At 71.8% G+C, this 17,356-nt stretch carries 11 protein-coding genes and 1 pseudogene; 2 read left to right on the top strand and 10 right to left on the bottom strand.

The annotated features are described in order from the left end of the window. Nucleotides 1-215: 215 nt before the first annotated feature. Together DMA15_RS31910 and DMA15_RS31905 are read left to right on the top strand one after the other, a co-directional pair. Nucleotides 216-2,099, top strand: a pseudogene (locus DMA15_RS31910) (glycoside hydrolase family 48 protein); the annotation flags it as partial. 54 nt (nucleotides 2,100-2,153) lie between these two features. Continuing rightward, a complete protein-coding gene (locus DMA15_RS31905; RefSeq protein WP_276314380.1) occupies nucleotides 2,154-4,478 on the top strand; it encodes an exo-alpha-sialidase in 2,325 nt (774 codons plus the stop codon). Between the two features lie 114 nt (nucleotides 4,479-4,592). Here the strand turns inward: DMA15_RS31905 and DMA15_RS31900 are convergent, their stop codons facing one another. The 10 genes from DMA15_RS31900 to helR all read right to left on the bottom strand — a co-directional run bounded on the left by DMA15_RS31900 (nucleotide 4,593) and on the right by helR (nucleotide 17,319). Then, complete coding sequence (locus tag DMA15_RS31900) at nucleotides 4,593-5,939, bottom strand: sugar ABC transporter substrate-binding protein (RefSeq protein ID WP_125516156.1); 1,347 nt, start codon at nucleotides 5,937-5,939, stop codon at nucleotides 4,593-4,595. Continuing rightward, a complete protein-coding gene (locus DMA15_RS31895; RefSeq protein WP_125516155.1) occupies nucleotides 5,936-7,567 on the bottom strand; it encodes a glycoside hydrolase 43 family protein in 1,632 nt (543 codons plus the stop codon). Before DMA15_RS31895 ends, DMA15_RS31900 begins: the two co-directional genes overlap by 4 nt. Further along, nucleotides 7,564-8,415 carry a PmoA family protein gene (locus DMA15_RS31890; protein WP_125516154.1) on the bottom strand — a complete coding sequence of 284 codons (852 nt, stop codon included), beginning with the start codon at nucleotides 8,413-8,415 and terminating at the stop codon, nucleotides 7,564-7,566. Before DMA15_RS31890 ends, DMA15_RS31895 begins: the two co-directional genes overlap by 4 nt. After that, the gene (locus tag DMA15_RS31885) at nucleotides 8,412-9,620 is read right to left on the bottom strand and encodes a Gfo/Idh/MocA family oxidoreductase (protein WP_125516153.1); all 1,209 of its coding nucleotides are present in this window, start codon (nucleotides 9,618-9,620) and stop codon (nucleotides 8,412-8,414) included. Before DMA15_RS31885 ends, DMA15_RS31890 begins: the two co-directional genes overlap by 4 nt. After that, nucleotides 9,617-10,441, bottom strand: coding sequence for a carbohydrate ABC transporter permease (locus tag DMA15_RS31880; protein WP_125516152.1), 825 nt, complete (start codon nucleotides 10,439-10,441; stop codon nucleotides 9,617-9,619). The genes DMA15_RS31885 and DMA15_RS31880 overlap by 4 nt, the downstream gene beginning before the upstream one ends. Next, nucleotides 10,438-11,409 (bottom strand): sugar ABC transporter permease, encoded by a 972-nt coding sequence (locus tag DMA15_RS31875; protein ID WP_125516151.1) that lies wholly within the window; start codon nucleotides 11,407-11,409, stop codon nucleotides 10,438-10,440. The genes DMA15_RS31880 and DMA15_RS31875 overlap by 4 nt, the downstream gene beginning before the upstream one ends. Nucleotides 11,410-11,538: 129 nt before the next feature. Continuing rightward, nucleotides 11,539-13,263: an L-arabinonate dehydratase gene (gene araD / locus DMA15_RS31870; RefSeq protein ID WP_125516150.1), complete on the bottom strand. Its 1,725-nt coding sequence runs from the start codon at nucleotides 13,261-13,263 to the stop codon at nucleotides 11,539-11,541. A gap of 188 nt (nucleotides 13,264-13,451) precedes the next feature. Next, the gene (locus tag DMA15_RS31860; protein ID WP_125516149.1) at nucleotides 13,452-14,354 is read right to left on the bottom strand and encodes a dihydrodipicolinate synthase family protein; all 903 of its coding nucleotides are present in this window, start codon (nucleotides 14,352-14,354) and stop codon (nucleotides 13,452-13,454) included. Then, nucleotides 14,351-15,028 (bottom strand): GntR family transcriptional regulator, encoded by a 678-nt coding sequence (locus DMA15_RS31855; protein WP_125516148.1) that lies wholly within the window; start codon nucleotides 15,026-15,028, stop codon nucleotides 14,351-14,353. The genes DMA15_RS31860 and DMA15_RS31855 overlap by 4 nt, the downstream gene beginning before the upstream one ends. Nucleotides 15,029-15,156: 128 nt before the next feature. Continuing rightward, the gene (helR, locus tag DMA15_RS31850) at nucleotides 15,157-17,319 is read right to left on the bottom strand and encodes an RNA polymerase recycling motor ATPase HelR (RefSeq protein WP_125516147.1); all 2,163 of its coding nucleotides are present in this window, start codon (nucleotides 17,317-17,319) and stop codon (nucleotides 15,157-15,159) included. Between the last annotated feature and the right edge of the window lie 37 nt (nucleotides 17,320-17,356).

Below are 17,356 nucleotides of genomic sequence, written 5' to 3'. Positions count from 1 at the left end.
GCGCGAACACCCTTGACAACACCGGGTGGCGCAAGGACTTTGGGAGCGCTCCCACCCCCCATCGGAAGAGGGACACCGGCATGCGTTCTTTCCCCGACCACGGAGAATCAAGACCGGAACTCAGCCGCCGCAGGGTGCTGGCCATCGGCGCCGCCGCGGCCGCGCTCCCCGTCACGGCCGGTCTCGGCCTCGCAGGTCAGACCGCCCACGCACGGTCCGCCGCCACCCCCTACGAGCAGCGTTTCCTCGACCTCTACGCGAAGATCACCCATCCCGAGAACGGATATTTCTCGCCAGAGGGCATTCCGTACCACTCCGTCGAGACGCTGATTGTCGAGGCCCCCGATCACGGCCATGAGGCGACTTCGGAGGCGTACAGCTATCTGATATGGCTCCAGGCCATGTACGGCAAGGTCACGGGTGACTGGAGCCGGTTCAACACGGCGTGGGAAACCATGGAGAAATTCATGATCCCCACGCGTGCGGAGCAGCCGACGAACAGTTTCTACAATGCGGCGAAACCGGCTACGTACGCGCCCGAGCACGACACGCCCGCGCAGTACCCGGCCCGCTTGGACCCCTCCGTCGCCGCCGGGGCCGACCCGCTCGCGGCCGAGCTGAGGAGCGCGTACGGCACCGACGACATCTACGGCATGCACTGGCTCCAGGACGTCGACAACACCTACGGCCTCGGCGGCCCGGGCACCGCGCCGACGTACATCAACACCTTCCAGCGCGGCCCGCAGGAGTCGGTCTGGGAGACGGTCCCGCACCCGTGCCGCGACGACTTCGCCCACGGCGGCCGCAACGGCTACCTCGACCTGTTCACCGGGGACGCCTCGTACGCCAGGCAGTGGAAGTACACCAACGCCCCCGACGCCGACGCGCGCGCCGTGCAGGCCGCGTACTGGGCGCACAAGTGGGCCACCGCGCAGGGCAGGCAGGGGCAGGTCGCGGCGACCGTCGCGAAGGCCGCGAAGATGGGCGACTACCTGCGGTACGCGATGTTCGACAAGTACTTCAAGAAGGTCGGCGACTGCGTCTCGCCGTCCGGCTGCGCGCCGGGCAGCGGAAAGAACAGCGCCCACTACCTCCTGTCCTGGTACTACGCGTGGGGCGGCGCCCTGGACACCTCGGCGGGCTGGGCCTGGCGCATCGGATGCAGCCACAGCCACGGCGGCTACCAGAACCCGCTCGCCGCGCACGCCCTCTCCTCGTACGCGGCCCTCGCCCCCAGGTCGGCGACGGGCAGGGCGGACTGGGCGCAGAGCCTCAGGCGGCAGCTGGAGTTCTACCGCTGGCTCCAGTCCGCCGAGGGCGCCATCGCGGGCGGCGCGACCAACAGCTGGCAGGGCCGCTACGGAACGCCGCCCGCCGGTACGCCCACGTTCCACGGCATGTACTACGACGAGAAGCCCGTCTACCACGACCCGCCGTCCAACCAGTGGTTCGGCTTCCAGGCCTGGTCGATGGAGCGGGTCGCCGCGTACTACCACCAGACGGGCGCGGCGGACGCCAAGGCCGTCCTCGACAAGTGGGTGGCGTGGGCGCTGGCGCACACGACCGTCGACGCCGACGGCACGTACCTCTTCCCCTCGACGCTCAGCTGGTCGGGGAAGCCGGACACCTGGAACCCGTCCCGGCCGGGGACCAACGCGGGGCTGCACGTCGCGGTCGTGGACCGCACGAACGACGTGGGCGTCGCGGGCGCCTACGCGCGCACGCTCGTCTACTACGCCGCCAAGTCGGGCCACGCCAGGGCCAGGGCGACCGCCAAGGCGCTGCTCGACGGAGTGTGGCGGCACCACCAGGACGCGCGGGGCGTAGCGGTCGCGGAGAAGCGGGCCGACTACCGCCGCTTCGGCGACGCGGTGTACGTGCCGGGCGGCTGGAACGGCACCATGCCCAACGGCGACGCGGTGAACTCCGCGTCGACCTTCCTCTCCCTCCGCTCCTTCTACAAGAAGGACCCCGACTGGCCGAAGGTCCAGGCGTATCTGGCGGGCGGTGACGCGCCCACCTTTACGTACCACCGGTTCTGGGCGCAGGTGGACGTGGCGCTGGCGCTCGGCGCGTACGCGGAACTCCTCGAAGGCTGAGTGCCGCTCCCCCCACTTGACGTGCGAACCACCTGACGTGCGAAGGGACCCCCCATGCCTGCCGTGCCCCGCGCGCACAGAGCGCGCGTGCTCCCCGCTCTCCTCGGCCTGCTCGGCGGAGTGCTCGTCGGCGGTCCCTCGGCGACCGCCGACGACCACGCCCTCACCGCCGCAGCGGCCGAGGCGAACGAGGCGTACAGCTGGAAGAACGTCCGCATCGACGGGGGCGGCTTCGTCCCCGGCATCGTCTTCAACCGCTCCGAGCGCGACCTCGCCTACGCCCGCACCGACATCGGCGGCGCCTACCGCTGGCAGGAGTCGACCGCGTCCTGGAAGCCGCTGCTCGACTCGGTCGGCTGGGACGACTGGGGGCACACCGGAGTGGTGAGCCTCGCGTCCGACGCGGTCGACCCCGACCGGGTGTACGCGGCTGTCGGCACGTACACGAACGACTGGGACCCGGGCAACGGCGCCGTGCTGCGCTCCGCCGACCGGGGCGAGACCTGGCGCAAGGCCGACCTGCCGTTCAAGCTCGGCGGCAACATGCCGGGGCGCGGGATGGGCGAGCGGCTGGCCGTCGACCCGCACGACAACGATGTGCTCTATCTGGGTGCGCCGAGCGGCAAGGGCCTGTGGCGCTCCACGGACGCGGGCGCCACCTGGAGGCAGGTGACGAATTTCCCCAACCCCGGCAACTTCCAGCAGGATCCGAGCGACACGAGCGGCTACAACTCCGACAACCAGGGCATCGTCTGGGTCACGTTCGACGAGTCGACGGGCTCGGGCGGCACCAGGACGCGGACGCTCTATGTGGGCGTGGCCGACAAGGCCAACTCTGTATACAGGTCGACGGACGGCGGCGGCAGCTGGTCGCGTGTCGCGGGCCAGCCGACCGGTCTGCTCGCGCACAAGGGCGTACTCGACGCGGAGAACGGCTACCTCTATCTCGCGTACAGCGACCGGGCCGGGCCCTACGACGGCGGCAAGGGGCAGGTCTGGCGGTACGCGACGAGGACCGGCGAGTGGAGGAACATCAGCCCGGTCGCCGAGGCCGACACCCACTACGGCTTCAGCGGCCTGACCGTCGACCGGCAGCGCCCCGGCACCGTCATGGTCACCGGCTACAGCTCCTGGTACCCCGACACGCAGATCTTCCGGACGAGGGACAGCGGCGCCAACTGGTCGCCGGCGTGGCGGTATGCGTCGTATCCGGCGCGCGAGAACCGCTACACCATGGACATCTCGTCCGTCCCCTGGCTCTCCTGGGGCGCGAGCCCGGCGCCGCCCGAGCAGTCCCCGAAGCTCGGGTGGATGACGGAGGCCCTGGAGATCGACCCGTTCGACTCGGACCGGATGATGTACGGCACGGGCGCGACGGTCTACGGCACGGAGAACCTCACCAGGTGGGACGAACCGGGGGGCAAGTTCACCCTCAGGCCCATGGTGAAGGGCCTGGAGGAGACCGCCGTCAACGACCTCGCCGCTCCCCCGTCCGGGGCGCCGCTGCTGAGCGCGCTCGGTGACATCGGCGGCTTCCGGCACACGGACCTCACGAAGGTGCCGCCCCTGATGTACACCTCCCCGAACTTCACCTCCACGACGAGCCTCGACTACGCCGCGGCCAGGCCGAGCACGGTGATACGGGCAGGCAACGCCGACGCGGCACCCCGCGTCGCCTTCTCGACGGACAATGGCGCCCACTGGACGGGCGGGCAGGAGCCCTCGGGTGTCACGGGCGGCGGCACGGTCGCCGCGGCGGCCGACGGGAGCCGCTTCGTGTGGAGCCCGGAGGGCGCGGGCGTGCACACCGCCACCGGGCCCGGGTCCTCGTGGACGGCCGCGAAGGGTATCCCGCGGGGCGCGGTGGTCGAGGCGGACCGGGTCGACCCGAAGGTGTTCTACGGTTTCACGTCCGGGACCTTCTACGTCAGTTCGGACGGCGGCCTCTCCTTCACCGCGAAGGCGTCGGCCGGTCTGCCCGCCGAGGGTCCGGTGAAGTTCCAGGCCGTGCCCGGCAGGAAGGGCGACCTCTGGCTCGCGGGCGGCAAGGCGGGCGGGACGTACGGCCTGTGGCGCTCCACCGACGGCGGTACGAGCTTCACCAAGGTCGGCGGCGTCCAGGAGGCCGACACGATCGGCTTCGGCAAGGCCGCACCCGGCGCCTCGTACCAGGCCCTCTACACCAGCGCGCGGATCGGCGGCGTGCGCGGCATTTTCCGCTCCACGGACGCGGGCGCGACCTGGGTACGCGTCAACGACTCGCGCCACCAGTGGGGTTGGACGGGGGCCGCCATCACCGGTGACCCGAGGATCTACGGCCGGGTGTACGTGGCGACGAACGGCCGCGGCATCGTCTACGGCGACACCGCGGGCCGGTAGCGTCACGGGCGGGGCGGGTTCAGCGCCGGAATGCTCCTTCCTCCGGCGCCGGTGGCCAGGTGATCCACGTCTCCGGGCCCATGTCGTCGAGGCGGCGCGCACCGCCCGCGGTGGTCACCGGCTCTGCTGCTTCCACTCGGCCTGCGCCTCGTTGAGCTGCTCGGCGAGCGAGTCGAGGAAGTCCTTCGCGGACATTTTGCCGAGCAGGACCTTCTGGAAGTCGGGCTCGTTCTCGGCCTTGCTGATGGTGTTCCAGTCGGGCAGGTAGTAGGGGAGCTGCACGATCTTCAGGGAGCCGTCGTCGAGGGCCTCGGCGGCGAGCTTCGTCGGCTCGGCCTCCTTCACCCAGGGGTCCTTGGCGGCCTTGGTGTTGGCGGGTATGGCGCCCGCCGACTCGTTCCACTTGCTGTTGGACTCGTGCGAGGCGGCGAACTCGATGAACTTCCAGGCGGCCTTCTTGTGCTTGCTCGACTTGAACAGGCCGAGCCCGTCGACGGGGTTGGACACCTGGACGCGTACGCCCGCCTCGGTCGTCGGGTTGGGCAGGCCGCGGAACTTGTCCTCGCCGAGCGCCTTCACATGGTCCTGGTAGGAGCCGAGGTTGTGGCTGAGCATGCCGATCTGGCCGCTGTCCCACTGGGCGACCATCTTGGTGAAGTCGTTGTTGAGGTCGGCGGAGGGCGTCGCCTTCTTGTAGAGGGCCGCGTACTTCTTCAGCGCGGCCACGTTCTTGGGGTCGTTGACGGTCGTCTCGTCACCGTCCCAGAAATCGCCGATGCCCGACTGCCCGTACATCGCGTCGAGGGCCTGCGCGATGGAACCCTCGCCCCCGCGGATGGTGTAGCCGAAGCGGTTGTTGCTCTTGTCGGTGAGTTTGTCGGCGGCCTCGTAGAACTTCTTCCAGGTGGTGGGTGCCTCAAGGCCCGCGGACTCGAAGAGGTCGGTGCGGTAGTACAGGACGCCGTTGCTGGCGGACGTCGGGACGGTGTAGAGGTCGACGCCGCCGCCCGCCGCGCGGACGCTGTCCACCATCGCCGGGTTCAACTCGTCGCCCAGCGCACTCTTCTCGACGCGCTTGTCCAGTGGTTCCAGAGCGTCCTGCGCGGCGATCCCGGCGAGCATCGCGGCGCCGACGCCGCCGACGTCGGGCAGCCCGCCGCCCTGGATGGCGGTGTCGTACTTGGACTGGACGCTCTCGGCGGGCACCCCGACGTACTTGACGTCGATGTCGGGGTTCTCCTCCTCGAAGTCCTCGATGATCTCCTTCCAGATGTCCTGGCGGACGGCGGTGTTGTTGTCCCAGAAGACGATCTCTCCTCTGCCGCTGCCCTCGCCGCCCTTCTCCCCCGCCGCGCCGCCGCCGTCGTCACCGCAGGCGGTGGCGGTCAGCGCGAGGGCGGTGGCCAGGGCGAGGGTGGCGGTGAGGCGGCGCCGGGTGCACGTGTACGGGGTCGTGGTCATCGTCGGCTCTCTTCTCGGGGTGTGGGCGGCGTGCGGTGGGTGATCCGGAAGTGGGTGAACAGGGCCGTGCCCGTGGGCTCCTCGCCCGCGGGCGCCGCGGCGAAGAGGGCGAGCAGGGCGCCGACCCAGCGCCAGGGCGTGGCGGTGAACTCCGGGGCCCCGGTGGGCCGGTAACCCTCGCCCGTGTCGGCGTGGAAGCGGCAGCGGGCACCCTCGGTGACCTCGACGCGCAGCAGGGCACTGCCGTTCGGAGCCGGGCGCGGCGGCGCGGCGTCCCGCTCGGCCTCCGTGCCCGCTTCGGCGAACCGGTGCACGAGGCGGGCCGCCCCGCCCTGGTCCCGCTCAAGGCCGACCCAGGAGTACGCGTCCCCGAGCACCGCCAACCCGGCGCGGGTGCCCGGCACTTCGGCGTCCAGACGCAGCTCCACCTCGACGGAGCAGGGTCTCAGGGGCAGGCGCTGGGTGAGGGTGTGCGGCAGGGCGCGTACGTCGTCGGCGCGGGCGGTGCGGACGCAGGTCAGGCGCAGCCCGTCCGCGGAGTGTGAAGTGGCCCAGCCGGTGCGGGGGTTGGCGGTCCACTGCCACTGGGGCCCGTGCCGCCCGCCGGGGAAGTCGTCGCCGGTGGCCGGGGCGGACGGGGGCTGGGGCGGCAGGTCCGGTTTGCGGTGTACGTCGACGGGGGTGCCGGCGTTCCCGAGCACGGGCCAGCCGTCGGCGTCCCACCGCATGGGCTGGAGGTGCACGACACGGCCGTACGCGCCGCGCTGCTGGAAGTGCAGGAACCAGTCCTCACCGGTGGCGGTGCGCACCCAGCCGCCCTGGTGCGGTCCGTTGACGCCGGTGCCGCCCTGCTGGAGGACGACGCGCTCCTCGTAGGGTCCGTGGAAGGCGCGGGACCGGAAGGCGCCCTGCCAGCCGGTCGCCACGCCTCCCGCCGGGGCGAGGATCCAGAACCAGCCGTCGTGCCGGTAGATCTTCGGCCCCTCGATGGTGAACCAGCCGGGAACGCGGTCACCGTCGATCAACACGCTGCCTTCGTCGAGGAGTTCACGCCCGTCCGGGCTCATGCGGTATCCGGTGATCAGGTTCTTCACACCGGAACGCGACTTGGCCCAGGCGTGGACGAGATACGCGAGGCCCGTCTCCTCGTCCCACAGCGGGCAGGGGTCGATGAGCCCCTTCCCGGCCTTGAGGAGGTGCGGTCGAGTCCAAGGTCCGCGAATGTGACGGGCGTTGACCTGGTACACGCCATGGTCGGGGTCGCCCCAGAAGATCCAGTACCGCGCGTCGTGGTGCCGCAGAGAGGGCGCCCACACCCCGCAATCGTGCCGGGGGGAGGCGAAGGCCTCGGCGGGTTCGAGACGGTCGAGGGCGTGCCCGATGAGCGTCCAGTTGACGAGGTCGCGGGAGTGCAGCAGAGGCAGGCCCGGAACCCGCCCGAAACTGGAGGCGGTGAGGTAGAAGTCGTCGCCGACCCGCACCACGTCCGGGTCGGACCAGTCGGCGGCGAGGACGGGGTTGCGGTAGGTACCGTCGCCGAGGTCACCGGTGGTGTCGGAGGGACCGGGGGCGGCCGCCCTCAGGCCTCCGCCGCGGAGGTCGCCCGCACACGGCTCCGGCGCGCTCATGCCGTCACCGCCTTGCGGACCAGCGCCGTCGCCTCGGCACGGTCGAGGGCGCCGTCGGCCACGACGGTCACGATCCGGCGTACGAGCGTGTCACGCGGGGCGAGCGGCAGTCGGGCCCCGGACGCCAGCGAGGACCCGACACCCGGGTACTCGGCGGCGCGCACGAACCACGGGTCGCGGCGCGTCCGTGCCGTGGCCCCGGCGAACACCAGCGTCCAGCCGTCCCCGGCCAGCGCCAGCCACTCCGCGCGGGTGGCGTGCGCGGCCAGCTCCCCCTCGGCGTCCGGCGTGCGGACCCGTGGCGGCGCCGCCGCCTTGGGGGCGCGCCAGAAGAAGCCGCCGTACGTGGCGCCGGGGCGGCCGTTGGTGGCCGGGCTGCCGATCGTCAGCTCGGTGCCGGTCCCGTTGGTGAGCGAGAAGGTGAGGTCCAACGCCCAGGCTGTGGCGGTGAGTTCGACGGCGGCGACCGTGCGCCGCTCGTGCAGCAGGACGTCACCATCCGCGCTCCAGGCGATCTCCTGGACGAAGCCGTCCGGGTCCCGCAGCTTGAAGCCCTGGTGGTGCTGGGTTCCGTGGTTGTCCAGCGCCGTCGGTCCCCGGTCGCGTACGTAGGTCCGCCCGCCCCAGAAGTTGTGTCCCGCCACATCGGGCACGGCCACTCCGGCCCCGAGGTGATGCGGGTGGTCGTCGGGGCTCAGCTCGGTCACGGGCGTACCGGCGAGCGTGGTGACGGGGTGCAGATAGGGACGGGGCGACATGCCCGGGGCCAGGTCGGGCCGCACGACATAGCGGGCGACCGGGCGGCCCGCGCAGCGCAGGACGAGGGATCCGGAAGGAGGGCGGTTCATGACGTACTCACCTCGTGGTGAAGGCCGCCGTGCTCGTGGCGGGGCGGGCGCGCCCAGGACGCGCCCAGTTCGGAGTAGAGGCAGAGCGTGTCGGCGGCGACCGCGACCAGTCCGTCGACGCCCTGCACGACCCGGCGGGCGCCGCTCTCGCCCGGCGCCTCGCGCCACGCCTCAGCGGGCAGCGCGACCGGGTCGGGCGCGCACCGCACCGCCTCGACGACCCGCATGAACGCGCCCGTCGCGGCGGGCGGCACGAGGAGTTCGGCGCGGCCCCTCAGGTGGGCGACCAGGTTCTCCAGGAGGTCGGTCCTGCCGTACAGGGCCGGTGAACCGGCGGCCTCCGCGGCGCCGCGCCGCACCTGCACGCGGTCCTGCTTGTACCAGAGGGTGATGCGCCCCTCGCTGCCGTGCACGACGACGTACGGCTCCTGCGGGGTGTGCGCGCAGAGCGTCGCGGCGACGGTGACCCGGACACCGCCCGCCGTGGAGACGCGTACGCACGATGTGTCGTCGGACTCGATGGCGTGGGCGCGGAAGAGTTCCGTCTCCACGGCCGTGATGTCCTCGGCGGCGGCGGTGCCCGCCAGGGCGAGGGCGGTGGCGACGGCGTGCGCGAGGGGGTTGGTCAGGACCCCGTCCACCACGTCCGCGCCGTCGAGGCGGCGCCGCCCGGCCCAGGGCGCCCGCCGGAAGTAGGCCTCGTCCCGGACCCAGACACCGGCCCCGCCCACCCCGGTCACCTCGCCGATCGTCCCGTCGGCGACGAGCCGGCGGATGGCGGGGATCGCGTGCGAACCGAGCGACTGGAAGCCGATCTGCACCGCGGTCCCGGCCGCGGCGGCCCCCTCGGCCAGCCGCCGGAACTGCGCGTACGAGGGGGCGGGCGGCTTCTCGAGGAGCAGGTGGACACCGCGCCGCGCGGCGGCGAGCGCCAGTTCGGTGTGGGTCGGGATGGGCGTGCAGACCACGGCTACGGCGGCGCCGGTCGCGTCGAGGAGCCCGGCGAAGTCGTCCGACTGCTCGACCGCGCCGAAGCCGACGAGTTCCTCCCCCACCAGCGGCGTCAGCTCGCAGACGCCCACCAGGCGGACGAGACCGGCGAGTTGGAGGCGGCGGATGTTCTCCAGGTGCCACCGCCCGTGGCCACGGGCCCCCGCAAGGACGAGGGGCAGCGGCGGTCGCAGGCCTCCGGTCGCGGCGCTCATCCCTTCACCGCCCCGGCGCTGAACCCGGTGACCAGCCACTTCTGGATGAACGCGAAGACGATGACGACGGGCACGGCCGCCACGACACCCCCGGCGGCGAGCGCGCCGAGGTCGACGCTGTCCGCGCCCATCAGCGTGGCGAGGCCCACCGGGATCGTCTGCTTGCCCTGGTCGCTGAGGAACATCAGGGCGAACAGGAAGTGGTTCCAGCTGTGCACGAAGGCGAAGGAGCCGACCGCGATCAGGCCGGGCCGCAGCATCGGCAGGACGACGGCACAGAAGGCGCGGAAGCGTCCGCAGCCGTCGACCCAGGCGGCCTCCTCCAGGACGTAGGGCACGTTCTTGATGAAACCGCTGATGAGGATCATCGAAAGGGGCAGCTGGAAGACGGTCTCGGCGAGGATGACGCTGGCCAGAGAGTTGATCATCCGCAGCTCGGCGAAGATCTCGAAGAGCGGTACGAGCATCAGCGCGCCCGGGATGAACTGCGAGCACAGCAGCGCCAGCATGAAGGCGCGCTTGATCCGGAAGTCGAAGCGGGCCAGCGCGTAGCCGCCCGCGAGGGCGACGAGCGTGGTCATCACCATGGAGACGACGCCGACGAGCAGGCTGTTCTGGAAGAACGTCGCGAAGCTGCGCTCGGTCCACACCTTGTCGAAGTGCGCGAAGGTGACGGGCCACGGCACGAGCGAGGTGGATCCGGTGGGGCGCAGGGCGAAGAGCAGGATCCAGTAGAAGGGGATGAGAGTGAACGCGAGATACAGCCCGAGGGGGGTGTAGATCTGCCAGCGGGGCGTACGGGCGAGGGTGGTGGCGGTCATTTGTCCTGGCCCCCGAACTTGCTGAGCCGCAGATACAGCAGCGAGCAGAAGAGAAGGATCACGAAGGCGATGGCGGTCAGCGCGGACGCGTAGCCGAAGTCGTGCGAGTCCACGGCGATCGAGGCGATGCGCAGCGGCAGCGTCGTCGTCTCGCCCGCGGGGCCGCCGCCGGTGAGGGTGTAGAGCAGGTCGACGTTGTTGAACTCCCATACCGCGCGCAGCAGCGTGGAGAGGATGATCGCGTCCTTCAGGTGGGGCAGCGTGATGTGGAGGAACTGCCGCAAGCGGCTCGCGCCGTCGACCTCGGCCGCCTCGTAGAGGTCCTTCGACACGGACTGGAGGTCGGCGAGGATGAGGATCGCGAAGAAGGGGACGCCGCGCCAGAGTTCGGCGACGACGACGGCGGGGAAGACCGTGCCGGTGTCGGAGAGCCAGGACGTCCCGTACGAGCCGATGCCGACGTCGGCGAGGTACCGCGTGATGCCCGTCTGGGAGTTGAGGATCAGCAGCCAGATGGTGGAGGTGAGGACGCCGGAGACGGCCCACGGTGAGAAGACGAGGGCGCGGGCCGCCGCGCGGCCGACGAAGGTCTGGTTGACGAGCAGCGCGAGCGCGAGGCCGAGCAGCAGTTGCAGTACGACCTCGACGGCCACCCACTGGAGGCTGAAGCCGAGGGTGCTCCAGAACTCGGGGTCGTCGGTGAAGGCGGTGACGAAGTTGTCGAGGCCCGCGAAGCCGTCGCGCCACGGCTTGGTGGGGTTGTAGTGCCGCAGGCTGTAGTAGAAGACGCTGACCACCGGATAGGCGATGAACCCGAGCATCAGCAGGGCGGCGGGGGCGATCAGCAGATACGGGAGGCGGCGCGGGGTCGCCCCGGCCCGCCGCCGCTGCTTGGGCCGCCTCGCCTTGTGGGGCGGCGGCTGCGCGGTGCTCGGCGGTGGCTTCGCCACGGCTGCGGCCTGGGCCATGACACTTCTCCGATCGTGGAGGTGCGGTGGGAGTGAAGCGCTTCGCGCACAGTGTTCGAAATCTCGGTCATACGAGGGCGGGTGCGGGCGAGAGGTCAGCCCCCGTACGGGTCGGGCACGGACGAGAGGTCAGCCCGCGTACGGGTCGGGCACCGTGCCCGGCCTCGCGAGGAACGTGAAGTCGCACCCCGTGTCGGCCTGGGTGATCTGCTCGCTGTAGAGCGCGCCGTACCCCCGCTCGTAGCGGGCGGGGGGCGGCGTCCACGCGGCGCGGCGGCGGGCCAGCTCCTCGTCGGACACCTCCAGGCGCAGAGTGCGCGCCCTGACGTCGAGGGTGATGAGATCCCCGGTGCGCACCAGCGCGAGCGGCCCGCCGACGTATGACTCGGGCGCGATGTGCAGTACGCAGGTGCCGTACGACGTACCGCTCATCCGCGCGTCGGAGATCCGCACCATGTCGCGCACGCCCCGCTTCAGGAGGTGGTCGGGGATGGGGAGCATCCCGTACTCGGGCATGCCGGGGCCGCCCTTGGGGCCGGCGCCCCGCAGGACCAGTACGTGGTCGGGCGTGATGCCGAGGGCGGGGTCGTTCAGGGTGCGCCGCATCGTGCGGTAGTCGTCGAACACGACGGCGGGGCCGGTGTGCTGGAGCAGCCGCGGTTCGGCGGCGATGTGCTTGATGACGGCGCCGTCCGGGCAGAGGTTGCCGCGTAGGACGGCGACGCCGCCTTCCTCGGCGACCGGATTGTCGCGCGGGCGGATCACGTCGGCGTCGTGCACCCGTGCTCCCGCGAGCTGTTCGCGCAGGGTGTCGTGGCTGACCGTGGGCCTCTCCAGGTGCAGCAGGTCGGTGATCCGCGACAGGAAGCCGGGGAGCCCGCCCGCGAAGTGGAAGTCCTCCATGAGGTAGCGCGCGCCGCCCGGCCTGACGTTGGCGAGCACGGGCACCGTGCGGGCGACGCGGTCGAAGTCGTCGAGCGTGAGCCTGACGCCGGCGCGCCCGGCCATCGCGATGAGGTGGATGACGGCGTTGGTGGAGCCGCCGAGACCGAGGACCGTGGTGACGGCGTCCTCGAAGGCGTCGGCGGTGAGTATCCGGGACAACCGCCGGTCCTCACGTACGAGTTCGACGACCCGCAGTCCGGACGCGGCCGCCATCCTCTCGTGCCCCGAGTCGACGGCGGGGACGGACGAGGCGCCGGGCACGGTCACGCCGAGGGCTTCCGCGGCGGCGGTGAGCGTCGAGGCGGTGCCCATGGTCATGCAGTGGCCCGGGGAACGCGCGAGGCCGCTCTCCAGTTCGGTCAGCTCGCAGTCGCCGATGAGCCCGGCGCGGTGGTCGTCCCAGTACTTCCACATGTCGGTGCCGGAGCCGAGGGTCTCGCCCCGCCAGCGCCCGGGCAGCATGGGCCCCGCCGGTACGAAGACGGTGGGCAGGTCGACGCTCGCGGCGCCCATCAGCAGCGCGGGCGTCGTCTTGTCGCAGCCGCCGAGGAGGACGGCGCCGTCGACCGGGTAGGAGCGGAGCAGTTCCTCGGTCTCCATGGCGAGGAGGTTGCGGTAGAGCATCGGGGTGGGCTTCTGGAAGGTCTCGCTGAGCGTCGAGACCGGGAACTCCAGGGGGAAGCCGCCCGCCTGCCACACGCCCCGCTTGACGGCCTGCGCGCGATCGCGCAGATGGGAGTGGCAGGGGTTGATGTCGGACCAGGTGTTGAGGACGGCGATGACGGGCTTGCCCAGGTGCTCCTCGGGGAGGTAGCCGAGCTGGCGGGTGCGGGCGCGGTGACTGAAGGAGCGCAGCCCCGAGGAGACGCCGTCCCCGAACCACTGACTGCTGCGTAACTCCCGCCGCACACCTTCTCCCGGCCGGCGGCCGCTCACGGGGACCGCCTCGCCTTCCGGCCCGCCACGCGCAGGGGCCACCCCTCCCCCGGTTCTGCCACCCGCAGGGGCCGCCCCTCCCCCGGGCCCGCCACCCGCAGAGGCCACCCCGCTTCCCGGCCCGCCACTCACGTAGACCACCCCTCCTTCCGGTATGCCGCTCACAGGGACCACCCCGCGACGATCGCCGCCACCTCGGCCCGCTCGGCGTCCGGCAGGAGGCTGCTCGGCGCGCGCACGTCGCGGCGGCACAGGCCGAGCGCGGCCAAGGCCTCCTTGACAACCGTGACGTTGTGCGCGGAGCCGTCGGCCGCGCGCAGTTCCTCGAAGCGTCGGATCTGCTCCCACACCTTCATGGCCTGTGGATGGTCCCCGGATCGAAGCGCTTCGATCATGCGCAGCGAAAGGCTCGGGGCGACGTTCACGAGGCCCGAGGTGAAGCCCGTGGCGCCCGCCGAGAAGTACGAGGGCGCGTACGACTCGGCGAGCCCGGCGATCCACACGAAGCGGTCGAGCCCCGCGTCCCGCGCGAACCCGGCGAAGCGCACCGCGTCCGGCACCGCGTACTTCACGCCGATGACGTTGGGGCAGGCGTCGGCCAGCTCGGCGAGGCGCGCCCCGGGCAGGCCCGCGTCCCGCAGATAGGGGACGACCCCCAGCTCCGGGACGGCCTCGGCGATCGCCCGGTGGTAGGCGATCCAGCCCGCGTCGGAGACATAGGGGTGGACGGGCTGATGGACCATCACCATGCTCGCCCCGTGCTCCCCGGCGTGCCGGGCGGCGGCGACGGCGGTCGGTACGTCGTGCCCCACACCGGCCAGCACCGAGGCGCGCCCGGCCGCCTCCGCAGCGGTCAACTCCAGTACCGCACACCGCTCTTGGGGCGAGAGCGCGTAGAACTCCCCGGTGTTGCCGTTCGGCGTCAGGGTGCGCACGCCGCCGTCGAGCAGCCTCCGCAGGATCCCCCGGTGCGCGGCACGGTCGAGGGAGCCGTCCTCGGCGAAAGGGGTCACCGGGATCGCCACCACGTCGGCCAGCGCGGCGCGCTGCGTCTCGTACGTCACCGGGCCCCCTCCTCTCCGGGGAAGGCCCGGCGCAGGAACGACTCGATGTGATCGTGCAGGGCTCTCGCCGCGCCCTCCTGGTCCCCGGCGAGGGCGAGCCGCAGGATCTGCTCGTGCTCCGTCGCCTCGCGGGCCCACGACGGATCGGCGGCCCAGGCCACGGCGGAGACCAGCGCGGCCTGGTCCCGCACCCCGTCGAGCAGCCGCCCGAGCAGCGGATTGCCGCAGTCGGCGTACAGGGCGCGGTGGAACTCCCGGTTGGCCAGGGAACGTTCGGCCGCGTCCTCGGCTGCGTCCGCCCGCACGAGCGCGTCGCGCGCCGCGTCGAGCGGAGCCCCGCGCAGCACGGTGCGGCGCAGCGCCTCGGGCTCCAGGAGCAGCCGTACGTCGTACACCTCCCGCGCCATGGCCGCGTCGACGGTGCGTACGGTGCCGCCCTTGTACTGGCTCATCTCGACGAGCCCGGTCCCCGCGAGCGTCTTCAGAGCTTCACGCACGGGCGTCTTCGACACCCCGTACTCGCGGGCCAGTTCCGTCTCGATGAGGGGCTGCCCCGGCCTCAACTCGCCCGTGAGAATGCGGTGTTTGACCGAGTCGAGTACGAACTGGGTGCGCGAGGGGATGGGGACGGGGGGCGGCGCCGCGGCCGGGGTCGGGGTCGGGACGGACGTCATGGGCACCCTCAGATCTCGCGTATCGCGTCTCATATATGACGTACGAAGTACGACGCGTTAGAAGCTAGGAGGGTGCCCCGACTTCGTCAATGCTTCTGACAAAAGAAGCACGACGGGCCATGCGAGGGTCAGGGACTGGTGAGGACCACCAGTCGCTGCGTCGCCCGCGTCATCGCCACGTAACGGTCGACCGCCCCCTCGACCCCCTCACCGAACGCCTCCGGGTCGACGAGGACGACCAGGTCGAATTCGAGGCCCTTCGACAGCTCCGGAGTCAGCGACCGGACGCGGGGCGTCGAGCGGAACGTGGGGTCGCCGATGACGCAGGCGATCCCCTCGGGGTGCTCGGCGAGCCAGTCGTCGAGGATGGTGCCCAGGTCCGCGGCGGACCCGTGCGTGACGGGAACGCCGCTGCTGCGGACGGAGGTCGGTACGTTGGCGTCCGGGATCGCGGCCCGGATGACCGGCTCGGCCTCTGCCATGACCTCTTCCGGCGTGCGGTAGTTGACGCTCAGGGACGTCATGTCGATCTGGTCCAGCCCGATCCGCTCAAGGCGCTCGGCCCACGGCTCCGTGAACCCGTGCCGGGCCTGCGCGCGGTCGCCGACGATGGTGAAGCTGCGGGAGGGGCAGCGCAGCAGCAGCATCTGCCACTCGGCGTCGGTCAGTTCCTGCGCCTCGTCCACGATGACGTGCGCGAACGGGCCCGCGAGCAGGTCCGGTTCGGCGGTGGGCAGCGCGCTCTCGTCGATCAGGCTGTCCTGGAGGTCCCGCCCGTGCAGCATACCCAGCGCGCCTTCGCTCTCGTCGAGTTCGACGTTCTGCAGCAGGCTGTCCATGACGTCGGCCCTGCGCGCCCGCTCGGCAGCGACGGAGGCCTCGTGCCGGCGCTTGCGCACGGCGGCCTCCGGGTCGCCGAGCCGCTGCCGTGCCGCGTCCAGGAGGGGCAGGTCGGACACCGTCCAGGCCTGGGCGTCCGCGCGCTGCAACCTGCGTACGTCGTCCGCGCTCAGCCAGGGGGCGCACTTGCGCAGATAGGCCGGCACCGTCCACAGGTCTCCGACGAGGTCGCTCGCCTCCAGCATCGGCCAGGCGCGGTTGAGGGTGCCGATCAGCTCCCGGTCCTGGAGCAGCGACCTCCGCAGCAGATGGGGCGGGGCGTCGCTGTCGTCCTTCTCCATCAGGATCGTGAGCAGCTCCTCCCGGATCTGCTCGCGCGCCTCATTGTGCGGAGTGCCCGGCTCCACCGCGTCGAACGCCGCCGCCCAGTCCTCCGCGCTCAGCCAGATGTCGGACCAGTGGCTGGAGACCGTCATCCCCTTGGTGGGCGGCTCCTCGTAGATGCCGACGGCGGGCTCGATCGCCCCCACCATCCGCGCGGACGCCTTGAGCCGGGCCACCTCGGGGTCGACCTCCGTCGCCGCCCCCGCCCCCTCGGTGACGAGGTCGCGCAGGACGCAGGTCTGTACGCCTTCCTCGCCGAGGCTGGGCAGGACGTCGGCCACGTAGGCCAGGTAGGGCCGGCTCGGGCCGACGAAGAGCACGCCGCCGCGGCGGTGGCCGAGGCGGGGGTCGGAGTAGAGGAGGTGGGCGGCGCGGTGCAGGGCGACGACGGTCTTGCCCGTGCCCGGACCGCCGTCGACGACGAGGGCGCCGCGCGATCCCGCCCGGATGATGGCGTCCTGGTCGGCCTGGATGGTGGCGAGGACATCGCGCATCCGGTCCGAGCGGGTGCCGCCCAGGCTGGCGACGAACGCGGACTGGTCGTCGAGCGCGGCGTGCCCTTCGAGGCCGTCGGCGGTGTACACCTCGTCCCAGTAGTCGCTGATGCGGCCATCGGTCCACCGGTACCTGCGGCGGCTCGCCAGGCCCATGGGCTGGGCGTGGGTCGCCGCGAAGAACGGCTCGGCCGCGGGGGAACGCCAGTCGATCAGCAGTCGGCGGCCGGTGCTGTCGGTGAGGCCGAGGCGTCCGACGTATACGGGCTCGGTGCCGTCCGCGGGGACGATGCGCCCCAGACACAGGTCGAGGCCGAAGCGGCGCAGGGTGCGCAGCCGCCCGGTCAGGCGGTGGATCTCCGCGTCCCGGTCCATGGCCTCGCGGCCGACGCCGCCGGGTGCTCTGCGCTCGGCGGCGAGGCGGTCGGACAGTTCGGCGATCGACTGCGCGAGGCACTCCGCGATGGCCGCGAAGTGCCGCTCGTCACCGGCGATCAGCGCCGGTTCGGCCTTGGCGGAAAGGGCGTCGGGAAGGTCGAACGCGCTGAGGGTCAGGGGGTTCGGGGAATGCATGGCACCGCTCCGATCTGCGTCAATTTCCGCGGGCTCC

Origin of the sequence: Streptomyces sp. WAC 01529, from assembly GCF_003945545.1 — a bacterium.
GTDB classification, from domain to species: domain Bacteria; phylum Actinomycetota; class Actinomycetes; order Streptomycetales; family Streptomycetaceae; genus Streptomyces; species Streptomyces anatolicus.
The sequence above is the reverse complement of the archived record's forward strand: the minus strand, read 5'-3'. Positions and strand labels throughout refer to the sequence as shown.